Here is a 24,087-nt window from a genome sequence, read left to right as displayed (position 1 = left end):
TTTATTATGGTGATCCCCTGGGCGAAATGCGCCTGGTAAGCAGAGTTTTTGAAATGTAAGGCCTTTGAATAAGACAAAAGGCTGCCTCATCGCTAACTTTGCAACAGTGCCAATCTTCCCGCCTTTACCATCGAAAGCGATAAACCAGAAATCGTCCGTGCCAGTTTCAAGATTTCTGCAACGTTTCAGATGCCATCCGCCTTCTCTCGCCCAGATGGTACGGTTATTTCTGGCATTCGTTTTGTCATACCCGTGCTCGTCAAGCCAGCTATCAAAGCTGGTCAGCCCCAGGTCCTGAACCTCCAGAGAAGGTACACGAATGACCTGCAAGGTATGGCGTGGTCTTGGCTCTCTCATCTTGATCTCTTCCTAGCGCTGGTCTGGGAAATACGGATATTGCGGGCCATATTCATAATCATGCGGGCCTGGCTCAACTTCCCAGAATGGACGGCCGCTAATTGTCTTTGGACCGCGCTCGTTTACGATGTCTTCTACATCCTGAATATTAAATGGCATCGTTGCCAGTAACAGCTGATCTTCGGGTGTCAGCGTCACAGTTGCACCGTCGATACGGCTGTAAAGGTCGGCAAACTGTTTACCTGCACCGTGCAACCGGTGCTCCGCTACACTTCTGATTGCGTGTAAGTCCAGCTCCGCCGCTTCCATGCGATCCACGTATAGTTTCATTTCTTTACGCAAAGCGCTCAGCTCACGGGTTTTAATAAATCCGTAGGCGTACCCACCCAGGGCGATAACTGCAATGATTGCTAAAATAGCCATTTATTTTCTCTTACGTTACTGCGGCCGCCGCTTTAGTCTTAATGTGAAGCCTGGGAATTCGCTGAATGAAGAATACGTTTTCACCCCCAGACCGACAGCTGTTAAGGCGCGATCCCAACACTCCATTTGTAAGTATCAGGCCCATCTTCTCCGCTGGTGGCATCAGCTACAATCTGTGCATAACGTTCTCCAGCAAGTTCTCTTACCATCTGATCCACGACCCATTGCAGATGATGCATTTCATCGGTTCCGCCGTAACGACAAGCCAACTCAATAGCCCGCTCTATTCTTTTTTGTTCTTCAGTCATACTGAATCCTCACGCTTACATCAGCTATTCTGAAAACATGCACACTATAAATTGCGGCTGTCATTTCTCAGCCAGGCGCCTGCATTGCTGCCTCATTCCATCAAAAATACTTTCCGCAAGCTGCTGGGGGAACTGGTCCGGAAGAAGCCCGCTAACACGTTCAATGACACCTGGGGTTCTGGCGATGATTTCCTCTATCATCGCCTCTGTCTGCTGTTTACTCAGGCCGGTTATCTCACCATGCCTGATCCAGTGGCGTCGTTGTATTCGATATATCTGGTAATAGTTGCTACTGCCACGTACGGCCATCGCCAATTTGCACTTCTGCCAGGATATCTGATTGTTCCCATGACCGATCACCGGCCATGCCGACAACACATCATAGTTTGGTGTAAGGTGATAACGTCCCTGTGGCCCAATAGAAATACTGAAATTTTTAGCGTGGCCATCTGTTGCGGCCATCATCCAGAAAATTATCTGCGTCATAAAAAACTGCGCTTTGTCACGCTCAGCACGGTCTGAATTACTCAGAACCTCCATAATTTCCGATATACCTGGCCCGCCGTCCGCCTGATATTTTCGTAATGGCGAAACGCCCAGGGCCTGACACATATCCTCCTGGGGTAAACGAATGATCCATTGTCCGTCTCCTGACCATTTTCGGTCAAAACGTTCTACCACCAGCGCTTTCTGATCTTCAAAGTGAGCAATCTGCGTTCTTGCCACGGGGAGCCCGTACTGGCCGAGAAGTACCGAGCAGAGCCATTCATTTTCAACCGACGAGCTCATGTCGGCTTTCATGTTCCCCACAAGTCCGAGCGGTAGCTTGAATATATGCGTCGTTGGTGTATTACCCTCCGGCATACACCACCGATCTTCATGCCACAGTAGGGCTGTTTTCTCCTGAGCACCGGCAATAGATAAACGTAAGTCGTCGTTATCTTCTGGCCTGCCCGGTAGCAATGTCTCCGTGGTATTACGCAAAGTTGCCGCAATTTCTGATTCAGTAAGCGGGTGATACTTCACGGAATATAAATCAGTGGGTTCATCTCCGTCATGAAGCAGCTGTATCGCGCCCACGCAGTCTTTTCCCAGCTCCGTCAGCAGATCAAAAGGCTCCAGGCTATCGGCCTTGTAACGCATTGCCAGACGTCTGCGTATGCCTTCGCTGTCCGGCAGTAAATTATCAAAATAGTCACGTACCACATTTCCACGCCAGACCTGGTTCCCGGGAGTAAAAGGAAGGGACAATGACAGCGGCCTTCCCTGTTCGTCAGCAACCCATTCAGGAAGGTATTCTAAGCTGTCTACCCCTTTGCTTTTTTCCCAGTACCCGACTTTGATGCCGTTCATCCAAATTACCAGACGTTGCTGTTTCCGGCTCATATCGTTACCAATCCTCCTGTCGTGCAGGTGAGTTTGATTTAAGCATTTCTTCCGTCTGCTTCCTCTCTGAAGAGGTGGTTGCCGAGGAGAAGCTGATTTTTACGCCCAGGATGGAAAACACCTTGAATAGCCGTTCAATGCTCGCACTGGCAGGGTTGGCTTCCAGACGTGAGTATGTCTGTTGAGTGACGCCTAACCTTTCGGACAGGTCTTTTTGCGTCAGGCCATTCGCCTTGCGAAAACCAATGAGCAAGGGACGCAGCTGGTTGAGCGTGTTTAACGGGTAATCATTATTGATCATAAGCTGGCCTCAGTAGTTTCCTCTGATACACCTTGCAGGCTGTTTCCTAAACATACACCCTAAAAGCTGTAATATCAAATTAACAGCCTAAAAGCTGTTAAATAGGGCGTACAACTTTTAGGCTGTTACTATGTGGCAGCATAAATCTTGTTAGCGATACAACTTTATTGTCTCATCGCTCCTCTTTGCAACCAGCTACATACGATCATAAGTGACACAACATTAATATGAAGCGACATTCACCAAATTAACCTTCGTCATTTCAGATAGTTAGCTTACTTGCATGTCCTCATCCCATGAAGGGGAGGGCCTACCCCTGGCATCGAGCAAAACTGACCACCCTGCCCTTATTAAGACCCCACATGCGGCAATGGTGCCCTGTCCACGCCGCCCGCGATTTTTGAGGAAATGGGAAGAAAATAAAAAGAAAACAAAAAGTTATCGGCTGAAGTATCGGCGCAGATCGGGAATCAGGCGAAGCCTGACAGCACGTTGGGGCCTGGCAGGGGGCTTGAGGGATGAGGACATGCAACTCTGATAGCCTTCCCGCCACGGGGTCGGTTAAATTCGTATCCGGCCGGTGCAATTCCAACGGCCGCGTTACCAGTTCGCCGGGTAGCATGGCCAGCAAAGCCAGGCATCGAGCACCCGGGTTTCACTAACGGCCGCTGCATAGACGCCGGTATCCGGAAAGAAATAAACCGGGGTGGCGTTGTTCAGCTGGTCGCCTTCATCGGCCAGAGCGCCGATCACCTCATGAGGCTTCAGCAGCATATCCGTTAAATATTCATCCGGGTGGATGGCATTCAGCGATATGGCCATCTCCAGAAATTCATCCAGTGTGTGGCGGGTACGATACCCCCGGAAAACCTCGTATGAAGGCGTGACGCATTCACCATCCAGGGAACAGGCATCGTACCCGGCCAGCTGCTCTTCGGTGAGTCCGGAGGCATGCTTTGCCACAAGATTCGTAAACTGCTCTTTATCGTCCATCACAATCCTTACTCTGTAGGGGCCTGTTTGTGTTATCACTGCTTCCGGATTTTACATCGCACAACCCGGCAGGTATCCGGTCGCCCGGGCGTCCTTTGCGGTCATGTTAGCCTTTGGCCTGTATTACGACGAATCCCTTTCACTACACGGGCTCGCAGGGTGACACCTCCCCTTTTCACCGGAAGCGAAAGAGGAAGAACAGTTTAACAGCCCGGATCCTCAATAATTTTTGCATAACGGACTAAATGACCGGTTTATGCAGCCCCTGTTACTTACTGTCGCGGTAAGGATAAAACCCTGGTTATGAAACAGAGTTTGTATCGACGTTTAGGTTTTGGTTGAATGAGTAACTCTAAGCAACCGGAATATGACATGGCCAAAGTACAAGGGCTCTTTGTTGGATACCGAAAATTTGCTGTTGATCGCGAGTGGCTTCGGCAGCAGGAAGAACAACGTTATCGGGATCGCCAGCGACAATTTGATGAATGGTCCAGAAAATGGGTCACTGTAACTAGGCTAAAAGAGACTCGTTTATGGACTGACGGAGCCATCAGGCGATGGCTGGGTGAACCTCAGCAACAGGGTAAATATAAAGTTTTCCCCGTTGAAGCGGTTTTGGCTGCTGAGAAGTTGAATGAGTTTCAGCTCTGGCTTAAACCCCGGCTGGAAAAGAAACGTGCCCAGCATCACCACTTTTTAATTCCATTTCTGTAAAGTAGAAACAACGACAGTTCCGGCTGCATTCAAGGCTTCGGCATCTGGTCAGAAGTAAAGCGCCATTTTTCATTATAAGGGAGGTTAGATAGTGGAAGGTATTGAGACACTGAGTTTGCGGCTTGATGAGAACGAAACTATGGCCCTTGCTCAATTTGTTAAACGTCTGAGCTGGAGCGATCTACGTGGTTGTGCTGTGAGTGACGAAGAAGCCTGGGTAATGAAAAGCGCAGTTGATAAATTACAACAGGCGTTAAGGGAAGAAGGTTATGCGCCTCGATGATGCAGGCTTCGTGTTATTTTCCGATGACAAATTTTCTTAAGGACTAAGTATGAGCCAGCACTGGTATGAGGTGAAAAGCAATCAGGGAATTGTTCAGGTGATGTTAGGCTGGGATCCACCTTTGCAGTGGTTTCATATGTGCATTGATTATGACATTAATGCAGCAGAAGACCCACTCTATACTAATCTGGCTGAACCTGATCCCTACTACGTTACTCCGGAATATCTGCAATTTGTACTTGAACGCTTCGAAATAACGGATATTGTAATAAAGCCCGATACCTCTGGGCTTTACGAAGAATTATTAATGGATCAGCTTTTAGACCGATAGCTAAGCTGCCAGCAACAGACGTGCTGACATAATCGTCACTTAACTGTAATGTCAGATACTTCAGGTACAAATGTCCGGACTCGTTTGAAACCTATCCAAAACTGTAAATATATTTTCGTTATAATATAACCTTAATTGAATTGCTTTCTAACAGTTCCCACTCTTCTTTTCTAAGTACATTTTTAATTATTGTTCCATTGGCAAGCGTCAGCTCATACTCCCTGTCACTATAAATAAGGTTTTTATTTTCGACTCGTCGAAAGCTGGTAATGGCAACCTTTCTTTATCCACCTAACGAATAATTATCTTTGATTTCTGCGAACATTTAAACTCCCGTATATTAACGTCTTAAAGACAACTGAACCTTCTCGGCCCTTTCTGCGCCCCGACTAATGATACTATCGTAGTTGTCGATTTCATCATCAGTTGGTGATTCTTCAGCTATCCATTTCAGGTACTTGATGCGGTCCATATGCTCCTCCCTGTACGATTTCCAGTGAACAAAGGCTCTACAGTATTAAGCTGCTGTAGAGCTCCTTTAACCATGCGAAAACTGTGCGTATTACAGGATGCCTAACCTTTTTGTTTCATCGATCCACGGTCTGAATTCTTCCAGTAAATTATCATATAACTTTTCATCGCTGATCGAACCGAAATCATCCATGGCAAAGAAGTGGGTGTTATCAACCCGGCGGTCAGTAAAGTCATCCAGATTTTTGAGGATACCGTAGCTTGAACCACCCAGGCCGACAAACTTCCAGAAGATGGGGTAGTTGGCAGAACGCCGGATTGCATCTTTAATCGCCCGGGTCTTGCTGATCCCGCCATCGGTAATAAATACAACATATACCGGGATTTTCGAGTCCTTAAAGTAGTCGACAATTTCTTCCATCACAGGGGGCTCATTGTTTGTCCCACCAAGTCCCGGCAGGTTCTCCCAGGCTGAACGCTTTCCAGACCCGCGAATGGACTGAATATATGTGTCCAGGTTGTCCAGTGTGACGTTTGGATACTTCTTGTGCTTCTCTCCAAATCCCCAGACATCCATTTCACCGTCGTCGTCGAACTGGGCGGCAAGAACGGCGATGCGGTCCAGCACAGACTGAACGTTGCCCTTACTGAACTGGCCACTCATTGAGCCGGATGCGTCAAGTACAAATGCAACCGCTGCCTCAAGGGTGTCCAGTTTATTTTTAGTGAGACTGACCGAGGCTTTTTTAGCGAGGCTTACGAGGCGCGGAGATCTGGTTTCAAGTTTCTTTTCCAGACTGATACGAGCAGGCTTTGCTGGCTGCGGAGCTGGCTGTGCGACATCAACGCCAAAGCTAATGGCCAGAGGCTCAAGACCACCGTTGAAACCCTGCCCGAGCGCACGAAGCTTCCAGGCGCCATTGTGCCGATATACTTCACCCAGGATGATTGCTTTCTCACTGCGGCCCTGAGTCTCAGCCTGAAAATCAGCGATACCAGGAGCCTGAATGCTCAATAAACTGAGCCCACTGATAGTATCTTCACCATCAATGACAACGGTGATCGCAATCTTACTGACGTTCGCCGGAACACGATCCAGTGCTATCTCAATGCTGGACTGCTGAGAACCGGTAACGAGCTTTACTGCCCCTTCAGGAGAAGACAGATTATTATAAAAGATAAAGTCAGAATCGCCGGTTACCTTTCCCTGAGCATTAAGCAGGAAGAGGCAGGTATCGGGTTCGCCTTTAAAGCCGGATTTGGCAGGGTACTGAAGATTCAGCCTGATCGCAGATTGCTGAAGCGGTATGTTTTGTCCGGATTGTAGATTCACATTAACTCTCCTGATTTTTGATTATTTTTAAAGCGCAGCGCTTATATATGTTCCCCAGGCTTAGTTCAGGACGCTGGATTTCTGGTGAGGCGTATATATGGTGTGACACCATATTTCATCACGCTGAAGTTTCTATACCTGTTGAACTGGAATTTTGATTGACCGGGTATCTTATGTTCCAGATCCCGTTCCTTCATAAACCGCAAAAGTAACATATATCAGAGGGGCATTCTGTTGATAAAAGGCACGGAATACCGGCTTTAACCAGCAACCAGAGATAAATCCGTTTCCTGCCTTTAAAAGGCTCAGGTCTGAATTAACATGACCTGCTTTCTGAAATTTCCAGTCCCCTTTCTACTACTCCCTCCTGAAAGCGGATCGCAACCAAAAAAAACCCCGGCATTGCCGGGGTATGATTCAGCGTTGTTTTAGATGTTAACGCCGTGCTGGGAGGCAAGAGCCGCCAGGCCACCGGCAAAGCCCTGACCGACAGCTTTAAACTTCCACTCAGCGCCATGACGATACAGTTCACCGAAGACCATAGCGGTTTCGGTTGAGGCATCTTCAGACAGATCGAAACGGGCAATTTCCGTGCCGTTGTCGTTGTTGTAAACGCGTATGAAGCTGTTGCTCACCATGCCGAAGTTTTGTTTACGCGCTTCTGCATCATAGATGGTAACGGCAAACACCAGTTTTTTGATATCTGCTGAGACTTTGGTCAGATCGATTTTGACCTGCTCATCGTCACCGTCGCCTTCACCGGTACGGTTGTCGCCCTGGTGCTCTACCGCGCCATCAGGGCTGGTTTTGTTATTGAAGAAAATGAAATGCGCATCTGACAGCACTTTACCGTCTTCGCCTACTGCGAACACGGAAGCGTCCAGGTCAAAAGCCTGACCGTCAGTTACACGGGCATCCCAGCCGAGGCCAACCATAGCGATATTCATGGTTGGTGCTTCTTTGGTCAGAGATACGTTGCCGCCTTTTACGAGAGAAACTGCCATTTTTAGCTCCTGCAAACAGTTGAATGAGGGCTGCATTAACAGCCCCGGGTGAAAAGTTACTTTTCGATCAGGACGCGTTAATGCCGTACTGAGCACATACAGATGCCAGACCACCAGCATAACCCTGGCCCACTGCGCGGAATTTCCACTCACCATTGTGGCGATACAGCTCGCCGAACAGCATGGCAGTCTCAGTGGACGCATCTTCGGTCAGATCGTAGCGAGCGACTTCAGTCTGGTTATCGTCATTGACCAGGCGAATAAACGCACCGGATACCTGACCAAAGCTCTGGCGACGAGCCTGAGCATCATGGATAGTGACAACGAAGATGATCTTGTCAACATCAGACGGGACGGCGTCCAGTTTAATTTTCAGCGATTCATCATCACCATCACCTTCACCGGTACGGTTATCACCGGTATGGGTTACGGAACCGTCAGATGACGTCAGGTTGTTATAGAAGATGAAATCTGAATCGCCGCGCACTTTGCCGTTTGAGGCCAGCAGGAACGCTGAAGCATCCAGGTCAAAGTCCTGACCGTCTGTTGAACGCGCATCCCAGCCAAGGCCCACCAGGACGTTTTTCATTGACGGAGCTGCTTTACTCAGGGAGACGTTCCCGCCTTTGGAAAGAGAAACACTCATAAAATAACCTCTTCGATTAGTAATTGTTCAGGTTAACACTTAAGGGGATTAACTCCCCTTTTCCTCAGATTCAGGTTTGCCCGGGAACATGACGCTTGCGAGAATGCCCAGCGCCAGTACACCCAGTACAACATACAGGCTGGTTGTTGCCGCGATGCTGTAACCATGATGCCAGATGTGATCGGTCGCATTCAGGCCGAGTTTTGCCGCGATGAAGAACAGCAGCACGATAACGGCCTTCTCCAGATGAACCAGGTACTGTTTCAGTGCCTCAAGGACAAAGTACAGAGTACGCAGGCCCAGGATAGCAAACATCATGGCACTATAGACGATAAGCGGTTCACGACTGACGGCAATGATTGCCGGTACCGAGTCAAACGCGAACATTACGTCCGAGAGTTCAACCACAGCTACACACAGGAACAGCGGGGTCGCATACAGCGCCGCTTTTTTACCACGGCCAATGGTGACATCGCTGTTTTCTGGTTTCGCCAGTTCAGCATCCACTTCCTTCTGGTTAAGCAGGAAGGCATGCCCTCTGAGCTTCGGCCAGATAGGGAAGAAGCGTTTAACCATGCGGTAAGCCAGATGCTGGGAGTAATCCTCAATTTCATCATCGTCATCACCGCTTTTAAGCATCATGACCGCTGTCCAGGCAACGATAATAGCGAAGACAACTTCAACGTACGGCCCCAGACTCAGCAGGCTCGTACCGATGGCGACAAAGATGCCCCTGAAGACAATGGCACCAATGATCCCCCAGTAGAGAACACGGTGGCGATAACGATCCGGAACGGCGAACCAGGAGAAGATGGCCATCATGACGAACAGGTTATCGACCGACAGCACTTTCTCCAGCGCATAACCCGTGACAAACAGACTGGCAACCTCAGCACCGTGGTGGATATAGAGGAAACCGGCAAATGCCATCGCAACCACAACCCAGAATACGGACCAGAGCGCCGCACTCTTCAGCGAGATAGGCTTGTCATCACGGTGCATAAACAGGTCAATAAAGATGGCACCGACTGAAAGCGCAATAAAAACAATGACCGTTTCAGTCGGGAAGCCGATGTGTGTGGAAACCATATTTTACCCTTAGGGATGTGGATCAGAGGCCAAATTCAGCCGGGTCGAAGCCCAACGCGATAGCGATCTCGCGGGAGGCCAGTTTCTCGTCCTGATCGAAGTTACCGTCACTTTTCGCAACGGCAATACCAACACGTAAGGCCAGCTGAGCGGCCTCAGGCTGATCTTTCAGCGCCAGGATGTATTTCATGGTTTCGCCCTTGCCGATTTCAACATCGAAATCGAAGCTTGAAACCAGTTTATTGAAGAACTCAATCACCTCATTGGTATCGAAGACCTTCAGCTCTTCTGAAGAGCGCAGAAAGCCCATCATTTTCTGCTTTTCTTCCGAACTTACGCCGTCACTCGATACGGCAATACGGGCACATACAGCAACGGTGCCCTGCATGAATTTTTTGTTTTTGAAACGGCCAACCTGGCGGGTCAGTTCGTCACGGCCTGAGTTAATGGCACCTTTAACTTTGTCGAAAAAGCTCATACCTGTTTCCTTTGTTGCTGTGTTATTTAGAACCGGCGCTCCAGCGAAATCCCCAGCCAAATGCCCGGTCCATTTCGTCCTGGCCTTTGAAGTACTGGTTAATTCGCTCGACTTTAATTGCGCCGTTTTCGTTTACGAGTCTGGCAATGGCGCACAATGTGCGACGGTTTTCACCTTCGGTCAGGCGGGTCTCAATGGGCGGTTGATCCGGCACATGAATGGTGACCACACCATCAGTCTTGTCCCAGCTGGGAACACCTTCATAAATAAAGGCGTAAATCAGCACTTCGCGGATATGCTTCCATTCACGTCCATTGATATGCAGCCACTCGCCGTCTGATACATCACCCGTACGGTCATCGCCCTTGAGCTGAACATACGGTTCATCCCGATAATTACCGAATGCATTACCGAGCGCCTGAATGACCGATTTATACCCGTCCTGAAGCTCAACAAAGGCCCCCAGATCCAGGTCGATTCCTTTGGAGCCGAACATGCCTGCAAAGCCTGATTTGCCGCTGCCCCGGTGCCAGTTCAGGTTGATCCGGATTTCACCGAAGTTATCCCGTTTGGTCAGGCTGATTGCAGGCTTCTCTTTTGTCAGCGATACCTTGCTCAGGCTGATTTTTGTCTCAACTGGCGGAGGGGTTACAACCGGAGGAGTCGGGGCTGCGGGAGCCGGTTCGTCGGCAATATTTACGCCGAAATGCTCTGCCAGCGGTTTAAGTCCACCGTTGAACCCCTGCGCAACGAAGCGGAATTTCCAGTCATTATTACGACGGTAAAATTCACCCAGAATTAAGGCTGCTTCCTGACGGCCGCTCAGTTCGACACTGCCGCTAACCAGGCCGGTAGCCCCTTGCTCCACGTCGATGGAAAGATTACGAAGACCGGACACCGTCTGCCCACCGTCACAGGTCACGGTGAACGCAATTTTCTGGACATCAGGTTTCAGCCGGTTGAGCGCGACAGTAAAGGTTGAGTACTGGCCTTCACTGACCAGGCTGACGGTACCATCATCGTTACGTGGCTGACCATAAAACACCATGTCCGCATCACCCTGCACCTTCCCGTCGGCATACAGGCGAAACGCCGAAGCATCCACCTGGCCGCCCGAGGTGATCCGGACCCGCAACTCCTGGGCTGGAACGGGGGCATTGCCCCCCGGCGTCAGGTTCATTAGCGAATAACCGCTGAAACGATATCGGAGTGCATATCGTCAATTGTGCGGCCGCGACAGGCATGGCCAAGGGCGGTAAAGTCCCAGTTGCCGTTATTACGGCGCAGCGAAGAAATAACGATCCCGGTATGTGAGCCCTGCTCAGTCAGCTTGTAGCGAGCCAGCTCTTTGCCGGTTTGATCGACAACGCGGCAGAACGCGTTTTCGACGTCATTGAACGACTGACCACGGAAGCTGTTTACCGTAAACGCCAGGTATTCAACGTTTGCAGGCAGTCGGGAGAGGTTGACCTTAATCACCTCATCGTCACCGTCACCCTCACCGGTCAGGTTATCGCCACTGTGCACAACAGCGCCGCAGGTGGATTCCAGTTTGCGGAACCAGATGGTGTCAATTGTTTTACCGGTGCTGTCCATTAATACGCAGCCAGCATCGAGATCGATTGAGTCGTTGCCTCCAAACAATCCTCCAAGAAGACCTTTTTTCTTAACCGGATCCCAACCGAGACCGAAATGAAGCTGGCTTAATGCAGATGATTCTTTGCTGAGTGATACCGTCTGGTTCTTAACTAATGAAACCATGTTTTATTCCTTAAAATGGTAATGACCGAGACAATCAAAGGTATATTTAGTAACTGACGAAGAAAATCATATCATGATGAAGTTCTCTGACAAGGGAAATTTTGGTAGTTTTCTTCAAAAACACAAAAATAAATCCTTTTCATGGTGTTCATTTTTCTATTTTTAATTTAAATATCAATACGTTATAAGGTACTAAAAAAACACTGACGCACTCCATAACCACTGAAGTTATTAATCATATTATGATTGACATGTAGCGTAGACACTCATAGACTCACTTCTCAATCATAAATTTGCATGGCGTTCCGGATAATTAAAAAAAATGAACAAGAAAATTTGGTTTATGGAAGGTTTGTCCTCCCAGCGAGATATTATTCAGGGGGTAAAATCATTTGCACAAAAAAATAATTTTGCTATTACCGTATTTGCCTCCCACCGTAACGAAAGACATGAAATTCTTTCCGTTGCCGATTATTCTTTGACTGAACCTGAAGATCCTCAAAAACGTCTTCAGTTTATTCAGGAAACCATTCAGACCTACGGCATCCACCATATTCATACTGGCCGTAACAGCCAGTGGTTTGAAGAACACCGTTCAGCCATTGAATCGACCGGAGCCACCCTTACTACCGGTGCAACAGGCGTCGACTGGTTAACTCTGGCTGACGAAAAAGTTACTTTTGCTCAGTTTATGGAGCAAAACGGGCTCCCGGTCGTACCGTCCTGGCGGGTGAATACGCTGGCAGAATTAAAGACGCACCTCGCGGCCCCGCCGTTCTCGGACAGCCCGGTATGCGTGAAGCCGGTGACGGGTATCTATGGCATGGGATTCTGGCGCTTTGATGACAGTGCTTCGCCCATGGCCGTCTTTAATCATCCCGAACATCGTCTGGTCAGTCCGCAACAGTATATTGCAGCAGCATCGGCTTCTGAGTCGTTTAAACCCCTTGTTTTGATGCCGTACCTGCCAGGCCCGGAATTTTCCGTCGATATCCTCGCGGATAAGGGCGAAATACTCGCAGCCGTGGGACGCCGTAAGGAAGGGGCTATCCAGTATCTGGTAAACGAAGGAAGCGCCTGGGAACTGGCTTGTGACTGCGCCCGGGTTATGAAGGCCGACGGGCTGGTGAATGTTCAGACGCGAAACGATGTGAATGGCAACCCGGTGCTGCTTGAAACCAACATGCGTCCGTCAGGCGGGGTGGGTTATACCCTTCACAGCGGGGTGAACCTTCCCGGGTTGTTTGCTGCCTTTAAGCTCGGTCTGATGTCTGAAGATGCGGTGATCCAGAGCGCCAGAAATACCTTTTCTCCGGTTGCAGTGAGATCCATCACAGATGTCATCGTTTACCCGGAATCACTCTCTAACCATCTGAATTAAGGCGTGTTTATGTCTGATACCCTCGAAGATATGATTTATCGCCGTACCCTCTCATGCGGTACGATACAGGTAACCCGCGACCAGGGTGATGTTTCGCTCGATGACCTGTTTGATATCGCTGAAAGACGTAACCCGAAACGCGCCTTTCTGTTTGTCAGCAAAGTACTCGGCAGGCACATTCCCGTGCCACCCTCAGTCATGCGGCAGGCCTACAGACAGCTTGCCAGCCAGTTCCCCGCAACGCTGACAGGGCCCGTACTTTTTATCGGTATGGCTGAAACCGCCGTTGGGCTAGGGGCCGGTGTGTTTGATGAAGTGCGCCACCAGCATCGTGAATCTGTCTATCTGACCTCTACCCGTCACCCGGTTGATGGCACGTTACTTTGCGAGTTCAAGGAAGAACACAGCCACGCCACCGATCATCTGATCTATCTGCCAGATGATGAAGAGAAAAGACGTCGTGTTACCAACGCACGAACGCTGGTTTTGATTGATGACGAGGCAACCACCGGTAATACCTTTATTAACCTGCTTTCTGCCCTGCGTAATACCGGCAAGCTTCAACATATTGAACAGGTTATCGCCGTTACGCTTACCGACTGGAGTAGCAACGCCCTGTCGGAGCGCACATCCTTGCCCGTCACTTCGGTTTCGCTTGTAAGCGGTCAGTGGGGATGGACCCCATTACCTGATGCACCTGTCCCGGACATGCCGAAAGTCAACGTAACTTCACGCGGAGAATGGGACATCCTGGGAAAACAGTCCTGGGGTCGACTGGGGATGCTCGCACCTGCGGCCGATCTCGGCCATGAGGTCTCCGTCCGCAAGGGGGAACGTATTCTGGTTCTCGGGACCGGGGAATTCGTCTGGGAGCCGTTCCTGCTTGCTGAACGGCTCGAAGCTGCCGGAGCACAGGCACTTTATGGTTCGACCACCCGCTCCCCTATCGCCGTTGGTTATGCCATTGAGTCCGCCATTTCCTTTACGGATAACTACGGGCTGGGCATCCCCAATTTTGTCTATAACGTCGCCCACCAGCAGTTTGACCGTATTCTTGTGTGTACTGAGACACCCGCAGAAAGTATTGACACGCAGCTTCTTAAAGCCCTGGCTGAGGTTGCGCCCGTCGTGGAGATTGTTACCTATGAATAAACCCGTTGTTCTGAGCGACCTTGACGACACGCTCTTTCAGACCCGTCGTAAAATGGTGGACGAGCTGGCCCTGGAGCCATTCCGTACCGGTGCCGTTGATCGCACCCTGAATCCACGAAGCTTTATGACGGAAGAACAGTCCATGTTGGTGGACTGGCTCCTGGAGCAGGCTGAACTCATACCTGTTACCGCCCGGGGAACTGAAGAAATCAGCCGCGTCCGGATCCCTTTCCACTCCTGGGCAATCACCACGCACGGGGCCGTCATTCTCACGCCTGAAGGCAAACCCGACGAGGAGTGGAAGGCCCATATGCTTGGCCAGCTGGCTCCCTACCAGGAAAAGCTGACATCGATGCAGCGTCTGATCACTGAAATGATGGACGCAAAAGGGATCAATGCCTGGGCAAGGCTGAACTTCGAATACGGTGAAACGGCGGTTTATATGGTGATGAAGCACCGCGACAGCACCCGCCTTGACGAGCTCAATGCCATTGCAGATGAGATAGAAACGGTGTTTCCGACCGAGGGCTTCTACATCCACCGCAACAGTAATAACGTGGCCTGGCTTCCCACCCCGGTTGAGAAAGGGCTGGCCGTCAGATGGCTGCTTGAAAAACTTCGGGCTGAACGCGGAGTCTTCCCCGTAATTGGCCTGGGCGACAGCCTGAGCGATCATCGTTTTATGAAACTGTGCAGCTGGTTTGGCATCCCGCGTCAGAGTCAGTTTGCAGATGCCATTTCACAGCGAATTTTTGGAGAAAATTAAAATGCAGCCACATGACACATTTACCGGCTCATACCAGCCCGGTGACGTGGAATTTCTGCTAAAGCCGGTTGTCATTGAGATGACGCCGGTTGAGCAAAAAGAAGAGCTGATTCAGTCAGGGAAGAAACATTATTCGGACATGCTCAGTCAGGAGCCAGCGCCAACACAATGGCATCTTGATTTGTTTCACCGGGCGCTGGATCGGGGCGCAGAGAGACTTGCAAAAGAAGTCACACAGCTCGCTATTGCTCTGGCCAAACGCTTTGGTGATGAGCCCATTGTACTGGCCAGTCTTGTCAGGGCTGGCGTGCCGCTCGGCGTTATGCTGCACCAGGCCCTGCGTGACATGGGGAAAACCTCATGGCATTACGGTATCAGCATTATCCGGGATCGTGGAATTGACGGTGCAGCCCTCGACGTCATTGAAGAGCGGCATGGTACCAGCGGTATTGTCTTTGTTGACGGATGGACAGGTAAAGGCGCAATTACCGGAGAGCTTGTACGCGCACTGAAAGATCGCCCGGGCTATCCTGAGCAGCCGCGACTGGTTGTCCTGGCCGATCCCTGTGGCTGCTCCTGGCTTGCAGCCAGTGATGATGACTGGCTCATTCCTTTTGGCATCATGGGTGCGCCGGTGTCAGGCCTGATCTCCCGGTCAGTGTGGTCCTCTGAAGGATTACACGGGTGCATGGTTTGCGAGCATCTCAGTGAATTCGAATGCAGCCGGATGCTTGTCGATACCGTCGCTCATTTCCGTAAGAAGTTAACCCCGTCATCCCTCGCTCCCCTGAGCTGGAATACGGAGTCAGCCCGGATCTTATGGCAGACAAGTCGCGACGTTATCGCGTTCCTGGCCGATGAATTTAAAGTGGACAGCGTCAATCGTATAAAACCCGGTATTGCTGAAGCAACCCGGGCTGTATTACGTCGGGTACCGGACCATGTATTTGTGCGTTCTATTGACGACCCGGACGTTGCCTTGCTTGTAGGGCTTGCTCGTGAAAAGGGAATAGTTGTTACAGAAATGGGGGGAACCCTCGGCCAGTATCGGGCTGTAACCATTATCAAGAAGGTACTTTGATGAAAAATCGTCTTTCTCCCTGGAATCTGGGAGCCACGCTATACATGCCTGCAACACGGGAAGATATTGCTGATGCCGTCCTGCACGGGAAAATCCCGGGTTTGCGCTCTCTGGTGATTTGCCTGGAGGATGCTGTCAGTGAAGCAGACATCCCCGTCGCCCTCAAAAATCTGGAGCACCTGCTGCACGAGCTCAGTAACAGCATGCATAGCCTGGGTAAAAATGACTGGCCTCTGGTGTTCATTCGCCCCCGGCATGCCGAAATGGGCAGATGGTTAAAAGCGCATTATGATCTTTCCGCTGTCGACGGGTTTGTGTTGCCGAAATTTACCCTCAGTTCGTTAGCTGAATGGTGGGATATCATGGGCGGGACTCACCTGTGCATGATGCCAACGCTGGAAACAGAAGACGTCTTTGACGTGGTTCAGATGCGGGAGCTGGCCACCCGTCTGGTGGAACATCCCTGCCACGACCGCATTATTGCGCTTCGAATCGGCGGCAACGATCTTATGAACGTTGTGTCGCTTCGCCGTCCCCGGGACCTGACGCTGTATGACAGCCCGATGGGCTACGTCATCAAAATGCTCGTTTCGGTCTTCGGCCCGCGTGATTTTGCCCTGACCGCGCCCGTATGTGAGCATATTGACGATCATGCCGTAATGGCCAGAGAGCTGGCTCTTGATATGGCACATGGGCTTGTTGGGAAAACGGCCATTCACCCGGGTCAGATAGAGGTCATTCAAAACGCGCTGATGGTCACTCAGGGTGAGCATTCTGACGCTCTGCGGATCCTGAACTCTACCCAGGCCGTGTTTAAGTCGCAGGGAGCAATGTGTGAACCCGCCACACATCGCCGCTGGGCGGCTGGCATTCTGGACAGAGCTCGTTTTTATGGGTTACAGAACGAGCAAAGCGCTGATGGAATCAGATTACTTACCGTGACCCAGCATCATTAAGGAAATCATAATGGGGTTCAGATTCAGAAAGTCGATCAACATTATTCCTGGTGTTCGCCTCAACCTGAGTAACGGTGCACCGAGCCTGAGTGTCGGGCCGAGAGGTGCTTCCGTTTCTTTTGGAAGCCGGGGGACCTATGCCAATCTGGGCTTGCCCGGTACCGGGCTGAGTTACCGTACCCGGCTTGATCGGGCCGCGCGTTCCGGAGGTGGGAACCGGACGGCTACCGACCCGGGGCTCAGACAGGCGCTTGAGGAGGAAGCCGCTGATCTCATGTCAGCGGTGACCGCAATCCGTAATATTCACGAGCTGACGCCGGATCCTAAAACAGGCATCAGCTGGGCAGAGCTGGAAGCAGTATACCTGCATAACAGAACGTCGCCTTTTCAGGTTCCGGCACCGGTGCGTCCAGAAAAGCCAGACTATCTTGCATTGCCGGAAAAGCCTGCCGAGAGCGAAGGCATTAGTTTTCTGGGTAAATGGTTTGAATCGGAATCAGCTAAAGCTGAGCGCCACGCCGAAAATCTTCGCCGGTGGCAGCAGGAGCTGATTGATGTGGAGCGTGAGAATACCCTTCGACAGCACCGGTACCAGCAACAACGGACGGCCTGGGCCGAACAGTATGCAAACTGGAAGTTTGAGGCTGAAGAACATGAAAAACGGCTCGCCACGGCTCAGGCAGATGCCCGGCAGCAGTTCCGGACAGACGCCGCGTTTTTCGAATCATACCTGGCGGGTGTGCTGGCAGAAACTGAATGGCCGCGTGAAACGCTTGTTGCATTTGAAGTAAAGCCGGAGCTATCAGCAGTCCTGCTGGATGTTGATTTAGCTGAGATTGAAGATTTCCCTGATAAGATTTACGGCGTTAATGCCCGGGGCACGGAGCTGACGGAAAAAGCCATGACGCAAAAAGCCGTACGCGAAAACTATGCCCGCCACGTCCATGGCTGCTTGTTCCGCCTGGTCGGTATCGTTTTACATACGCTACCGTTCGACAACGTGATTGTGTCAGGCTTTACGCAACGGGTCAGTAAGCGGACCGGCTATCTGGAGGATGAGTATATCCTGTCCTGCAAATGCAGTCGCAGCCAGATGTCGTCAGTAAATTTTGCAGGCTTAGAACACATTGATCCGGTTGAAGCGTTAGGCGATCACCCGGTTATTCGAAAGATGAGCAGTACCTTCATTTTTCAGCCTATTGAACCACTAACCCTTTAAGCAGGCTAAATCTTACGATGCAATTAAATACCAGACAGGCCCGGATTTTTAAGCTTGCCAACTTACTGGGCACCGGCAAGCCCGTTTCCGCTGCCGACATTATAACCAGTCTGGAATGCTCAGAGCCGACATTAACCCGGGCACTCAAAGAGCTACGCGAGTCATATTCTGCGGAGATCAAATACAGCAAGGCAGGTCATTCCTACCATCTCGTTAATCCGGGCCAGCTGGATAAAAAGACCCTTCGCCGGATGAATGAAGCGCTCGCACAGAATGCTGAACTGAAAACCGGTGAGTCCACAGGGAAGGTCGTACTCGATAAGGATAAAAAAACAGCCGTGTCATTATCGCTACGCATGCGGATTTTAAGAAAAATTGACCGTCTGGCTGCGCTGAGTGGCTCGACCCGAAGTGAAGCGGTAGAGAAGCTGGCTCTGCACTCCGTTGATGAACTGATAAAAGAATACAGCGCTAAAAAGTCCTGACGCTAAATCTCAGACCGGGGTGAAAACCCCGGTTTTGTCATATTTCACCTCTGTATCTGCGTGACGGAGTTTTGATCTATTCTCCTCCCGCAATGTCAGCAGCGCCTTTCTGCCTACAAAACCTGGTGTCTTGACATCCTCTTGTGCTACACATCAATCTTTGGGCGATTTACACTCCATTCATGCAGATCTGTGATGTATGATGATTTTCATACATAAGAAAGTTTATTTTTGCCGGAGTTTTTTTCAGAAATTTATATTCCAGTACGGTCTGAATTTTTTTCTCTGATAAGAGGCCATTCACATGTCGGTAATTCAATGGTGGTTAACTTATTTCTTTAATGCCGCTTCTGAGTATTTAATCTCCACCCGACAGATGTCGTGCCGTTTTATCAAATCTACAAACTCTGGCCTCTTCCTGAAACTACTCTCCTCTTCCGATCTCTTAAGAAGGAATTACATTTGAGACGCTTACCCGTATATCTGCTACTCGACACGTCCGGCTCTATGCACGGAGAGCCTATCGAAGCGGTTAAGAATGGCGTTCAGACGCTGCTTACCACGCTGAAACAGGATCCGTATGCACTCGAAACGGCTTACGTGTCAGTGATCACCTTTGATTCTTCAGCCCGACAGGCAGTCCCCCTGACAGACCTCCTGAGTTTCCAGATGCCAGCACTAACAGCCAGCGGCACCACCTCTCTTGGCGAAGCGCTTTCCCTCACGGCCAGCTCCATTGCCAAAGAAGTACAGAAAACGACGGCTGACACTAAAGGTGACTGGCGTCCCCTTGTATTCCTGATGACGGATGGAAGTCCGAATGATGACTGGCGTAAAGGCCTGAATGACTTTAAAGCGGCCAGAACCGGCGTTGTTGTGGCATGTGCAGCCGGGCATGATGCCGATACCAGCGTCCTCAAAGAAATCACTGAAATCGTGGTTCAGCTCGATACAGCTGACAGTTCGACGATTAAAGCTTTCTTTAAATGGGTCAGTGCGAGCATTTCGGTAGGCAGTCAGAAAGTGGAGTCCAGCAAAAAAGAAGTGATCGGTCTTGAAGACCTGCCACCGCCGCCGCCAGAAGTAAACGTGGTCTTATAATTTTATTAATTAAGGGGATGTCATGTCTGTCAGTCTGAGCAAAGGCCAGGGCGTAAGCCTGAAAAAAAATGAATACGATCTCTCGTCCGTTACTATCGGCCTGGGTTGGGATATTAATGAGGAAAAGAAAGGTTTCCTCGGCGGGATCTTTGGTAAAAAAGAAGAAGAATACGACCTTGATGTGATCGCTTTCCTGTGTAATTCAGCCGGAAAGGTGACCGATCTCGGCAATGTGGAAAATGGTAAACCAACGCTTGTGAATGGCGATATCATCTTTTTCAACAGCCTTCGCCATAAGTCAGGAAATATCTGGCTGACGGGCGATAACCGAACCGGAGCCGGTGATGGTGACGATGAGCAAATTATTGTGCGCCTGAATTCCCTTGACGCTCAGTACGAGAAAATTGTGTTCATCGTTCAGATCTACAATGGTGAAAAGCTCCAGCAGCACTTTGGTAAAGTTCAGAATGCCTTCATCCGGGCAGTAGATGCCCGTAATATTGAAATGGCACGATTCGATCTTTCTGGCGGACCCGCCTTCGCCAGCCAGCGCTCCATGGTTTTTGCCGAGCTGATACGCGAGGCTACAGGCTGGAAACTCAGGGCAATTGGTGAGCCTTCAGAATCAGATTCGTTTGTCTCGCACCTGAGGAATTACATGTGATGCGCCGCCTGCCTGTTTACCTTGTTATCGACACATCCGGCTCGATGCGCGGTGAGTCCATCCATTCCGTTAACGTTGGAATTCAGGCGATGCTTAGCGCTCTTCGCCAGGATCCCTACGCCCTCGAAAGCGTTCATATCTCCATTATCACCTATGACAATGAGGCGCGTGAGTTCATTCCTCTCACGCCGCTGGAAGACTTCCAGTTTTCTGACATCGTTGTGCCAAGCGCAGGCGGGACGTTCACCGGTGCTGCCCTTGAATGTCTGATGCAGTGTGTTGAACGGGATGTACGTCGCTCAGATGGTGATACAAAAGGAGACTGGCGTCCTCTGGTATTCCTGATGACTGATGGAACCCCTTCTGATGCCCTGGCGTACGGTGAAGCGGTAAAAGCGATTCGCGGCCGGGGATTCGGATCCATCATTGCCTGCGCCGTTGGTCCTAAAGCAGGCCATGAGCACTTAAAACAGCTCACCGATAAGGTTGTGTCTCTGGAGACGCTAGATTCAACCGCGTTTGCAGGTTTCTTTAAATGGGTATCGGCCAGCGTGTCTTCCGGCAGCACAAGCGCGGGGATCAATAACGGAACTGATACCCTTCCCCCTCCTCCACCAGAAATCCAGCTGGTGCTCTGACAGACAGAAAGGTGCTGCTTTCCGGGCAGCACCTTTCTGTACAGCAACGTTTTCTGCTGGCCGTACCAGCCGTACGAGGAAAATTATGAGACGCCTTCCCGTGTTTTTTGTCCTGGACTGTTCAGAGTCCATGATTGGTGAAAACCTGAAAAAAATGACTGATGGTCTGCAAATGATCATCGGAGATTTAAGAAAGGATCCACACGCACTTGAAACAGCCTGGGTTTCGGTAATCGCATTTGCCGGTGTAGCCCGTACGATTGTACCTCTTCACGAAATTGCCTCGTTCTACCCTCCCCGCCTTCCCGTTGGCGGCGGTACGAGCCTTGGGGCCGCATTGCGTGAGCTGACCGTACAAATTGATACCCAGGTCAGAAAAACCACTCATGAGGCTAAAGGCGACTGGAAACCCGTCGTGTATCTCCTTACCGACGGACGTCCGACTGACGACACAACCGCAGAAGTGAAGCGCTGGAAGGATCACTACGCGAGTAAAGTGAATCTCATTGCCGTTGGCCTGGGGCCGTCAGCGGACCTGAATACCCTGCGGCAACTGACAGAGAATGTCATGCTGTTCACCGAGTCTCAGGAAGGGGACTTTACCCGCTTCATCAAATGGATCACAGCCTCGGTTACGGCGCACAGCCGCAGCGTCGGAGACGACAAACAACCTGAGCTCAGCCAGACTGAATACATAGTCCGGCTGGCCAAGGACGAGCCAGTAAAAGCGTACGACGAAAACTGCGTTACGCTTACCGGCCGTTGCAGCAAGACCCGTCGTCCGTATCTGATGAAGTATGAACGGCCACCAGCAAGGATTTCCGGGCTCGATTTCAGCCTGAACCTGAACAGCTTTAATATTGCCGGATGCTATCCCATCGATGAAGACTATTTTGCATGGTCAGATGCCACCGCTACCGGTTTGCAGGTAAACACCAGCGAACTGCATGGCGTACCGGGTTGCCCTCACTGCGGTAATGCCAGTGCGTTTGCCCTGTGCTCATGCGGAAAATTGCTGTGCATTGACGGCCCGGATGACGTGATCTGCCCGTGGTGTGAAACAGGTCTGTCATTCAGCAATGATGGCGGAAACACTAACTTCGACGTAAACAGAGGGAGAGGTTGATGTCGCAAAATGTTTTACTTGAAGAGAAGATTATCCGCTTAGTGCTGTCTGAGCTGGGCCACCCTGTAGAAGGTGAGCGGCTTTTTCTTCTATCGCACGACCCTTCCCTTACTGAAGAGATTATGCGGCTTAAAGAGCGGATTGAGAGCCTTGCACAGGGTTTATCTGCGCGGGTTAGCGAAGGTTATAACGACGCAGAGATCGCCCCCTCGTCAGCATCCAGCCTTTCCGATCAGCAACAAACGGTCGTAAGTGATGCTGATAACCCGGGCATTGACGCTACCGATACACCATTACTGCAACCCCTGCCAGAAAATGAACCTCATCCTCCGTTCTGGAAGCTGATGCCTTATTACGAATTTGATAAACCAGCACAGAGGGAAGACGAAAACCTGTCTTCCCTGGTATTAAAACCCGGGCAGATACCGACAGGCCAGCAGCGGGCCGGATTAGCTGTGCCACCTGCCGTTCCCCCGAGAGCTAAAATAGTTATTCCCAACGCCCGCGCAGGCGAACGTTTCTCTTCGCCGGTTGCTATAGTTCTGGATGAGGGCCAGCAGGCTACTGTCAGGGACGTTGTCTTTCCCAGGAACATTGGCCTGACCTTTGACAAAGAGCATAAGTTGCTGACAGGTACACCCACCGAAAGCGGCGATATAGAGCTTTCAGTACTCTGGTCATGCGCTTCGCACGACGAATGCGAAACAAAACAGCTTTTTATAGTCAATCCCGATCCGAGAAGCCTGTGGAAGGTGGTAGAGCCACCAGCAGACGCTTCCTACCCTAAGTCCCATCTGGACGCTGCTGGCCTGGTCAGGGGTGACATACGTATTGCTGCCGCCAGTCGCCGGGGACGATCTCATGAGCATGCCGGGAGCTTCAGAGATGACGACTTCTATATCAACCACTGCCAGGAAACAGGATGGTCTGTCATGCTGGTCGCAGACGGGGCCGGTAGTGCGGTAAATTCCCGGGAAGGCTCCCGGATTGCAGTCCAAACGGCTGGCGATTACCTTTTCAATCAGCTCAGTGGTTTGAAAGGCGTCCATCTAAAGCAGCACATCACGGCGTGGGAAGGGAGCGATCAGCAGGCAACCATAAACGCCATGCTTCATCATTTTAAACAGGCAGCTACGCTCGCGGTCAACAGTATCCAGAACGAAGCCATTTGTGCAGAACAACCTGTGAAATCCTATTCAACAACCCTACTGGCAACTGTAGCGCTACGAACTGATAACGAGCTGTTTGCGGCTGCATTCTGGCTTGGTGATGGTGCGATAGGTGCATACAGCCCTTCCGGTAAAGTCAGGATACTGGGAAATCCCGATAGCGGAGAATACGCAGGACAAACCCGCTTTCTTGACCAGAGCATTATCGCAGACCCCTCGTTTAGCGGCCGCATCAGCGTGGGTAAATGGAATGATGTATCTCACTTGATCCTCATGACAGATGGCGTATCAGACCCTCTGTTTGAGACAGATAACGGGCTTCGCAGTGACGAAAAATGGACCCGTCTCCTTGATGAGCTCATCCCTGTCCTTACAGACGCCAGTATTGCGCCTGAGAGGTTAGGCGACTGGCTTAACTTTTTCTCCACAGGGAACCACGATGACCGCACTATTGCGGTGTTGTGGTAAGGG

The 24,087-nt window shown here is 50.7% G+C and carries 28 protein-coding genes and 1 pseudogene; 15 read left to right on the top strand and 14 right to left on the bottom strand.

What is annotated here, in order from left to right; translation table 11 throughout:
• The 6 genes and pseudogenes from ACJHX7_RS17925 to ACJHX7_RS17900 all read right to left on the bottom strand — a co-directional run.
• Nucleotides 1-357, bottom strand: a pseudogene (locus ACJHX7_RS17925) (hypothetical protein); the annotation flags it as partial.
• A 12-nt stretch (nucleotides 358-369) separates the two neighbouring features.
• Entirely contained in the window at nucleotides 370-780 is a 411-nt protein-coding gene (locus ACJHX7_RS17920) for a hypothetical protein (protein ID WP_000985911.1), read from the bottom strand.
• A 101-nt stretch (nucleotides 781-881) separates the two neighbouring features.
• Nucleotides 882-1,088: a hypothetical protein gene (locus tag ACJHX7_RS17915; RefSeq protein ID WP_000134171.1), complete on the bottom strand. Its 207-nt coding sequence runs from the start codon at nucleotides 1,086-1,088 to the stop codon at nucleotides 882-884.
• Between the two features lie 60 nt (nucleotides 1,089-1,148).
• Nucleotides 1,149-2,474, bottom strand: a complete 1,326-nt coding sequence (locus ACJHX7_RS17910; protein WP_000088046.1) for a type II toxin-antitoxin system HipA family toxin — start codon at nucleotides 2,472-2,474, stop codon at nucleotides 1,149-1,151.
• Nucleotides 2,475-2,478: 4 nt separating this feature from the next.
• Nucleotides 2,479-2,772 carry a helix-turn-helix transcriptional regulator gene (locus ACJHX7_RS17905; RefSeq protein WP_024136327.1) on the bottom strand — a complete coding sequence of 98 codons (294 nt, stop codon included), beginning with the start codon at nucleotides 2,770-2,772 and terminating at the stop codon, nucleotides 2,479-2,481.
• Between the two features lie 603 nt (nucleotides 2,773-3,375).
• Nucleotides 3,376-3,768, bottom strand: a complete 393-nt coding sequence (locus tag ACJHX7_RS17900; protein ID WP_000341066.1) for a hypothetical protein — start codon at nucleotides 3,766-3,768, stop codon at nucleotides 3,376-3,378.
• Between the two features lie 372 nt (nucleotides 3,769-4,140).
• Between ACJHX7_RS17900 and ACJHX7_RS17895 the strand changes: the two genes are divergently transcribed.
• The 3 genes from ACJHX7_RS17895 to ACJHX7_RS17885 all read left to right on the top strand — a co-directional run bounded on the left by ACJHX7_RS17895 (nucleotide 4,141) and on the right by ACJHX7_RS17885 (nucleotide 5,096).
• Entirely contained in the window at nucleotides 4,141-4,482 is a 342-nt protein-coding gene (locus ACJHX7_RS17895; protein WP_001151575.1) for a hypothetical protein, read from the top strand.
• A gap of 91 nt (nucleotides 4,483-4,573) precedes the next feature.
• Nucleotides 4,574-4,765 carry a hypothetical protein gene (locus ACJHX7_RS17890; protein WP_000398480.1) on the top strand — a complete coding sequence of 64 codons (192 nt, stop codon included), beginning with the start codon at nucleotides 4,574-4,576 and terminating at the stop codon, nucleotides 4,763-4,765.
• A gap of 49 nt (nucleotides 4,766-4,814) precedes the next feature.
• Complete coding sequence (locus ACJHX7_RS17885) at nucleotides 4,815-5,096, top strand: hypothetical protein (RefSeq protein WP_000077926.1); 282 nt, start codon at nucleotides 4,815-4,817, stop codon at nucleotides 5,094-5,096.
• Nucleotides 5,097-5,436: 340 nt separating this feature from the next.
• Here the strand turns inward: ACJHX7_RS17885 and ACJHX7_RS17880 are convergent, their stop codons facing one another.
• From ACJHX7_RS17880 to ACJHX7_RS17845, 8 genes are all read right to left on the bottom strand, one after another.
• Nucleotides 5,437-5,568, bottom strand: coding sequence for a hypothetical protein (locus ACJHX7_RS17880; RefSeq protein ID WP_000374059.1), 132 nt, complete (start codon nucleotides 5,566-5,568; stop codon nucleotides 5,437-5,439).
• A 90-nt stretch (nucleotides 5,569-5,658) separates the two neighbouring features.
• On the bottom strand, nucleotides 5,659-6,900 hold the full coding sequence (locus tag ACJHX7_RS17875) for a vWA domain-containing protein (protein ID WP_001053338.1): 1,242 nt from the start codon (nucleotides 6,898-6,900) through the stop codon (nucleotides 5,659-5,661).
• A gap of 428 nt (nucleotides 6,901-7,328) precedes the next feature.
• Nucleotides 7,329-7,904, bottom strand: coding sequence for a TerD family protein (locus tag ACJHX7_RS17870; RefSeq protein WP_000301241.1), 576 nt, complete (start codon nucleotides 7,902-7,904; stop codon nucleotides 7,329-7,331).
• 67 nt (nucleotides 7,905-7,971) lie between these two features.
• Nucleotides 7,972-8,550 carry a tellurium resistance membrane protein TerD gene (terD, locus tag ACJHX7_RS17865; protein ID WP_000116678.1) on the bottom strand — a complete coding sequence of 193 codons (579 nt, stop codon included), beginning with the start codon at nucleotides 8,548-8,550 and terminating at the stop codon, nucleotides 7,972-7,974.
• Nucleotides 8,551-8,598: 48 nt separating this feature from the next.
• A complete protein-coding gene (gene terC, locus ACJHX7_RS17860) occupies nucleotides 8,599-9,639 on the bottom strand; it encodes a tellurium resistance membrane protein TerC (RefSeq protein ID WP_000255079.1) in 1,041 nt (346 codons plus the stop codon).
• Nucleotides 9,640-9,661: 22 nt separating this feature from the next.
• Nucleotides 9,662-10,117, bottom strand: coding sequence for a tellurite resistance TerB family protein (locus ACJHX7_RS17855; RefSeq protein WP_000007449.1), 456 nt, complete (start codon nucleotides 10,115-10,117; stop codon nucleotides 9,662-9,664).
• 22 nt (nucleotides 10,118-10,139) lie between these two features.
• Nucleotides 10,140-11,297: a TerD family protein gene (locus tag ACJHX7_RS17850; RefSeq protein WP_001054787.1), complete on the bottom strand. Its 1,158-nt coding sequence runs from the start codon at nucleotides 11,295-11,297 to the stop codon at nucleotides 10,140-10,142.
• A complete protein-coding gene (locus tag ACJHX7_RS17845) occupies nucleotides 11,297-11,878 on the bottom strand; it encodes a TerD family protein (protein WP_000254136.1) in 582 nt (193 codons plus the stop codon). The genes ACJHX7_RS17850 and ACJHX7_RS17845 overlap by 1 nt, the downstream gene beginning before the upstream one ends.
• 322 nt (nucleotides 11,879-12,200) lie before the next feature.
• On the opposite strand from ACJHX7_RS17845, the gene ACJHX7_RS17840 reads away from it, so the two are divergent.
• The 12 genes from ACJHX7_RS17840 to ACJHX7_RS17785 all read left to right on the top strand — a co-directional run bounded on the left by ACJHX7_RS17840 (nucleotide 12,201) and on the right by ACJHX7_RS17785 (nucleotide 24,084).
• A complete protein-coding gene (locus ACJHX7_RS17840) occupies nucleotides 12,201-13,259 on the top strand; it encodes an ATP-grasp domain-containing protein (RefSeq protein ID WP_001035162.1) in 1,059 nt (352 codons plus the stop codon).
• Between the two features lie 9 nt (nucleotides 13,260-13,268).
• A complete protein-coding gene (locus tag ACJHX7_RS17835; protein ID WP_001285478.1) occupies nucleotides 13,269-14,411 on the top strand; it encodes a phosphoribosyltransferase domain-containing protein in 1,143 nt (380 codons plus the stop codon).
• Nucleotides 14,404-15,177: a hypothetical protein gene (locus tag ACJHX7_RS17830; RefSeq protein ID WP_001040059.1), complete on the top strand. Its 774-nt coding sequence runs from the start codon at nucleotides 14,404-14,406 to the stop codon at nucleotides 15,175-15,177. Before ACJHX7_RS17835 ends, ACJHX7_RS17830 begins: the two co-directional genes overlap by 8 nt.
• A gap of 1 nt (nucleotide 15,178) precedes the next feature.
• Nucleotides 15,179-16,258: a cysteine protease StiP family protein gene (locus ACJHX7_RS17825; protein WP_001182411.1), complete on the top strand. Its 1,080-nt coding sequence runs from the start codon at nucleotides 15,179-15,181 to the stop codon at nucleotides 16,256-16,258.
• Nucleotides 16,258-17,214 (top strand): HpcH/HpaI aldolase/citrate lyase family protein, encoded by a 957-nt coding sequence (locus ACJHX7_RS17820; RefSeq protein WP_000797366.1) that lies wholly within the window; start codon nucleotides 16,258-16,260, stop codon nucleotides 17,212-17,214. The genes ACJHX7_RS17825 and ACJHX7_RS17820 overlap by 1 nt, the downstream gene beginning before the upstream one ends.
• 10 nt (nucleotides 17,215-17,224) lie before the next feature.
• The gene (locus tag ACJHX7_RS17815) at nucleotides 17,225-18,433 is read left to right on the top strand and encodes a DUF4236 domain-containing protein (protein WP_000506887.1); all 1,209 of its coding nucleotides are present in this window, start codon (nucleotides 17,225-17,227) and stop codon (nucleotides 18,431-18,433) included.
• Between the two features lie 17 nt (nucleotides 18,434-18,450).
• The gene (gene terW / locus ACJHX7_RS17810) at nucleotides 18,451-18,918 is read left to right on the top strand and encodes a tellurium resistance protein TerW (protein WP_001176767.1); all 468 of its coding nucleotides are present in this window, start codon (nucleotides 18,451-18,453) and stop codon (nucleotides 18,916-18,918) included.
• 462 nt (nucleotides 18,919-19,380) lie between these two features.
• Nucleotides 19,381-20,019 (top strand): vWA domain-containing protein, encoded by a 639-nt coding sequence (locus ACJHX7_RS17805; protein ID WP_024179285.1) that lies wholly within the window; start codon nucleotides 19,381-19,383, stop codon nucleotides 20,017-20,019.
• Nucleotides 20,020-20,041: 22 nt separating this feature from the next.
• Nucleotides 20,042-20,683, top strand: a complete 642-nt coding sequence (locus ACJHX7_RS17800; RefSeq protein WP_000116681.1) for a TerD family protein — start codon at nucleotides 20,042-20,044, stop codon at nucleotides 20,681-20,683.
• The gene (locus ACJHX7_RS17795; RefSeq protein WP_001253658.1) at nucleotides 20,683-21,321 is read left to right on the top strand and encodes a vWA domain-containing protein; all 639 of its coding nucleotides are present in this window, start codon (nucleotides 20,683-20,685) and stop codon (nucleotides 21,319-21,321) included. Before ACJHX7_RS17800 ends, ACJHX7_RS17795 begins: the two co-directional genes overlap by 1 nt.
• 85 nt (nucleotides 21,322-21,406) lie before the next feature.
• Complete coding sequence (locus ACJHX7_RS17790) at nucleotides 21,407-22,447, top strand: TerY-C metal binding domain-containing protein (protein WP_001253653.1); 1,041 nt, start codon at nucleotides 21,407-21,409, stop codon at nucleotides 22,445-22,447.
• Nucleotides 22,447-24,084 (top strand): PP2C family serine/threonine-protein phosphatase, encoded by a 1,638-nt coding sequence (locus ACJHX7_RS17785; RefSeq protein WP_000081622.1) that lies wholly within the window; start codon nucleotides 22,447-22,449, stop codon nucleotides 24,082-24,084. Before ACJHX7_RS17790 ends, ACJHX7_RS17785 begins: the two co-directional genes overlap by 1 nt.
• Nucleotides 24,085-24,087 lie beyond the last annotated feature (3 nt).

Origin of the sequence: Escherichia sp. WS1451 (assembly GCF_046487365.1) — a bacterium.
Taxonomy (GTDB): Bacteria; Pseudomonadota; Gammaproteobacteria; order Enterobacterales; family Enterobacteriaceae; genus Escherichia; species Escherichia coli.
The sequence above is the reverse complement of the archived record's forward strand: the minus strand, read 5'-3'. Positions and strand labels throughout refer to the sequence as shown.

Bases quoted from the DNA above. Each gene is read 5' to 3' on its own strand.
- ACJHX7_RS17920 (WP_000985911.1), bottom strand. From the start codon at position 780: ATGGCTATTTTAGCAATCATTGCAGTTATCGCCCTGGGTGGGTACGCC.
- ACJHX7_RS17915 (WP_000134171.1), bottom strand. From the start codon at position 1,088: ATGACTGAAGAACAAAAAAGAATAGAGCGGGCTATTGAGTTGGCTTGT.
- ACJHX7_RS17910 (WP_000088046.1), bottom strand. From the start codon at position 2,474: ATGAGCCGGAAACAGCAACGTCTGGTAATTTGGATGAACGGCATCAAA.
- ACJHX7_RS17900 (WP_000341066.1), bottom strand. From the start codon at position 3,768: ATGGACGATAAAGAGCAGTTTACGAATCTTGTGGCAAAGCATGCCTCC.
- ACJHX7_RS17895 (WP_001151575.1), top strand. From the start codon at position 4,141: ATGGCCAAAGTACAAGGGCTCTTTGTTGGATACCGAAAATTTGCTGTT.
- ACJHX7_RS17885 (WP_000077926.1), top strand. From the start codon at position 4,815: ATGAGCCAGCACTGGTATGAGGTGAAAAGCAATCAGGGAATTGTTCAG.
- ACJHX7_RS17880 (WP_000374059.1), bottom strand. From the start codon at position 5,568: ATGGACCGCATCAAGTACCTGAAATGGATAGCTGAAGAATCACCAACT.
- ACJHX7_RS17870 (WP_000301241.1), bottom strand. From the start codon at position 7,904: ATGGCAGTTTCTCTCGTAAAAGGCGGCAACGTATCTCTGACCAAAGAA.
- terD (WP_000116678.1), bottom strand. From the start codon at position 8,550: ATGAGTGTTTCTCTTTCCAAAGGCGGGAACGTCTCCCTGAGTAAAGCA.
- terC (WP_000255079.1), bottom strand. From the start codon at position 9,639: ATGGTTTCCACACACATCGGCTTCCCGACTGAAACGGTCATTGTTTTT.
- ACJHX7_RS17855 (WP_000007449.1), bottom strand. From the start codon at position 10,117: ATGAGCTTTTTCGACAAAGTTAAAGGTGCCATTAACTCAGGCCGTGAC.
- ACJHX7_RS17850 (WP_001054787.1), bottom strand. From the start codon at position 11,297: ATGAACCTGACGCCGGGGGGCAATGCCCCCGTTCCAGCCCAGGAGTTG.
- ACJHX7_RS17845 (WP_000254136.1), bottom strand. From the start codon at position 11,878: ATGGTTTCATTAGTTAAGAACCAGACGGTATCACTCAGCAAAGAATCA.
- ACJHX7_RS17840 (WP_001035162.1), top strand. From the start codon at position 12,201: ATGAACAAGAAAATTTGGTTTATGGAAGGTTTGTCCTCCCAGCGAGAT.
- ACJHX7_RS17835 (WP_001285478.1), top strand. From the start codon at position 13,269: ATGTCTGATACCCTCGAAGATATGATTTATCGCCGTACCCTCTCATGC.
- ACJHX7_RS17830 (WP_001040059.1), top strand. From the start codon at position 14,404: ATGAATAAACCCGTTGTTCTGAGCGACCTTGACGACACGCTCTTTCAG.
- ACJHX7_RS17825 (WP_001182411.1), top strand. From the start codon at position 15,179: ATGCAGCCACATGACACATTTACCGGCTCATACCAGCCCGGTGACGTG.
- ACJHX7_RS17820 (WP_000797366.1), top strand. From the start codon at position 16,258: ATGAAAAATCGTCTTTCTCCCTGGAATCTGGGAGCCACGCTATACATG.
- ACJHX7_RS17815 (WP_000506887.1), top strand. From the start codon at position 17,225: ATGGGGTTCAGATTCAGAAAGTCGATCAACATTATTCCTGGTGTTCGC.
- terW (WP_001176767.1), top strand. From the start codon at position 18,451: ATGCAATTAAATACCAGACAGGCCCGGATTTTTAAGCTTGCCAACTTA.
- ACJHX7_RS17800 (WP_000116681.1), top strand. From the start codon at position 20,042: ATGTCTGTCAGTCTGAGCAAAGGCCAGGGCGTAAGCCTGAAAAAAAAT.
- ACJHX7_RS17795 (WP_001253658.1), top strand. From the start codon at position 20,683: ATGCGCCGCCTGCCTGTTTACCTTGTTATCGACACATCCGGCTCGATG.
- ACJHX7_RS17790 (WP_001253653.1), top strand. From the start codon at position 21,407: ATGAGACGCCTTCCCGTGTTTTTTGTCCTGGACTGTTCAGAGTCCATG.
- ACJHX7_RS17785 (WP_000081622.1), top strand. From the start codon at position 22,447: ATGTCGCAAAATGTTTTACTTGAAGAGAAGATTATCCGCTTAGTGCTG.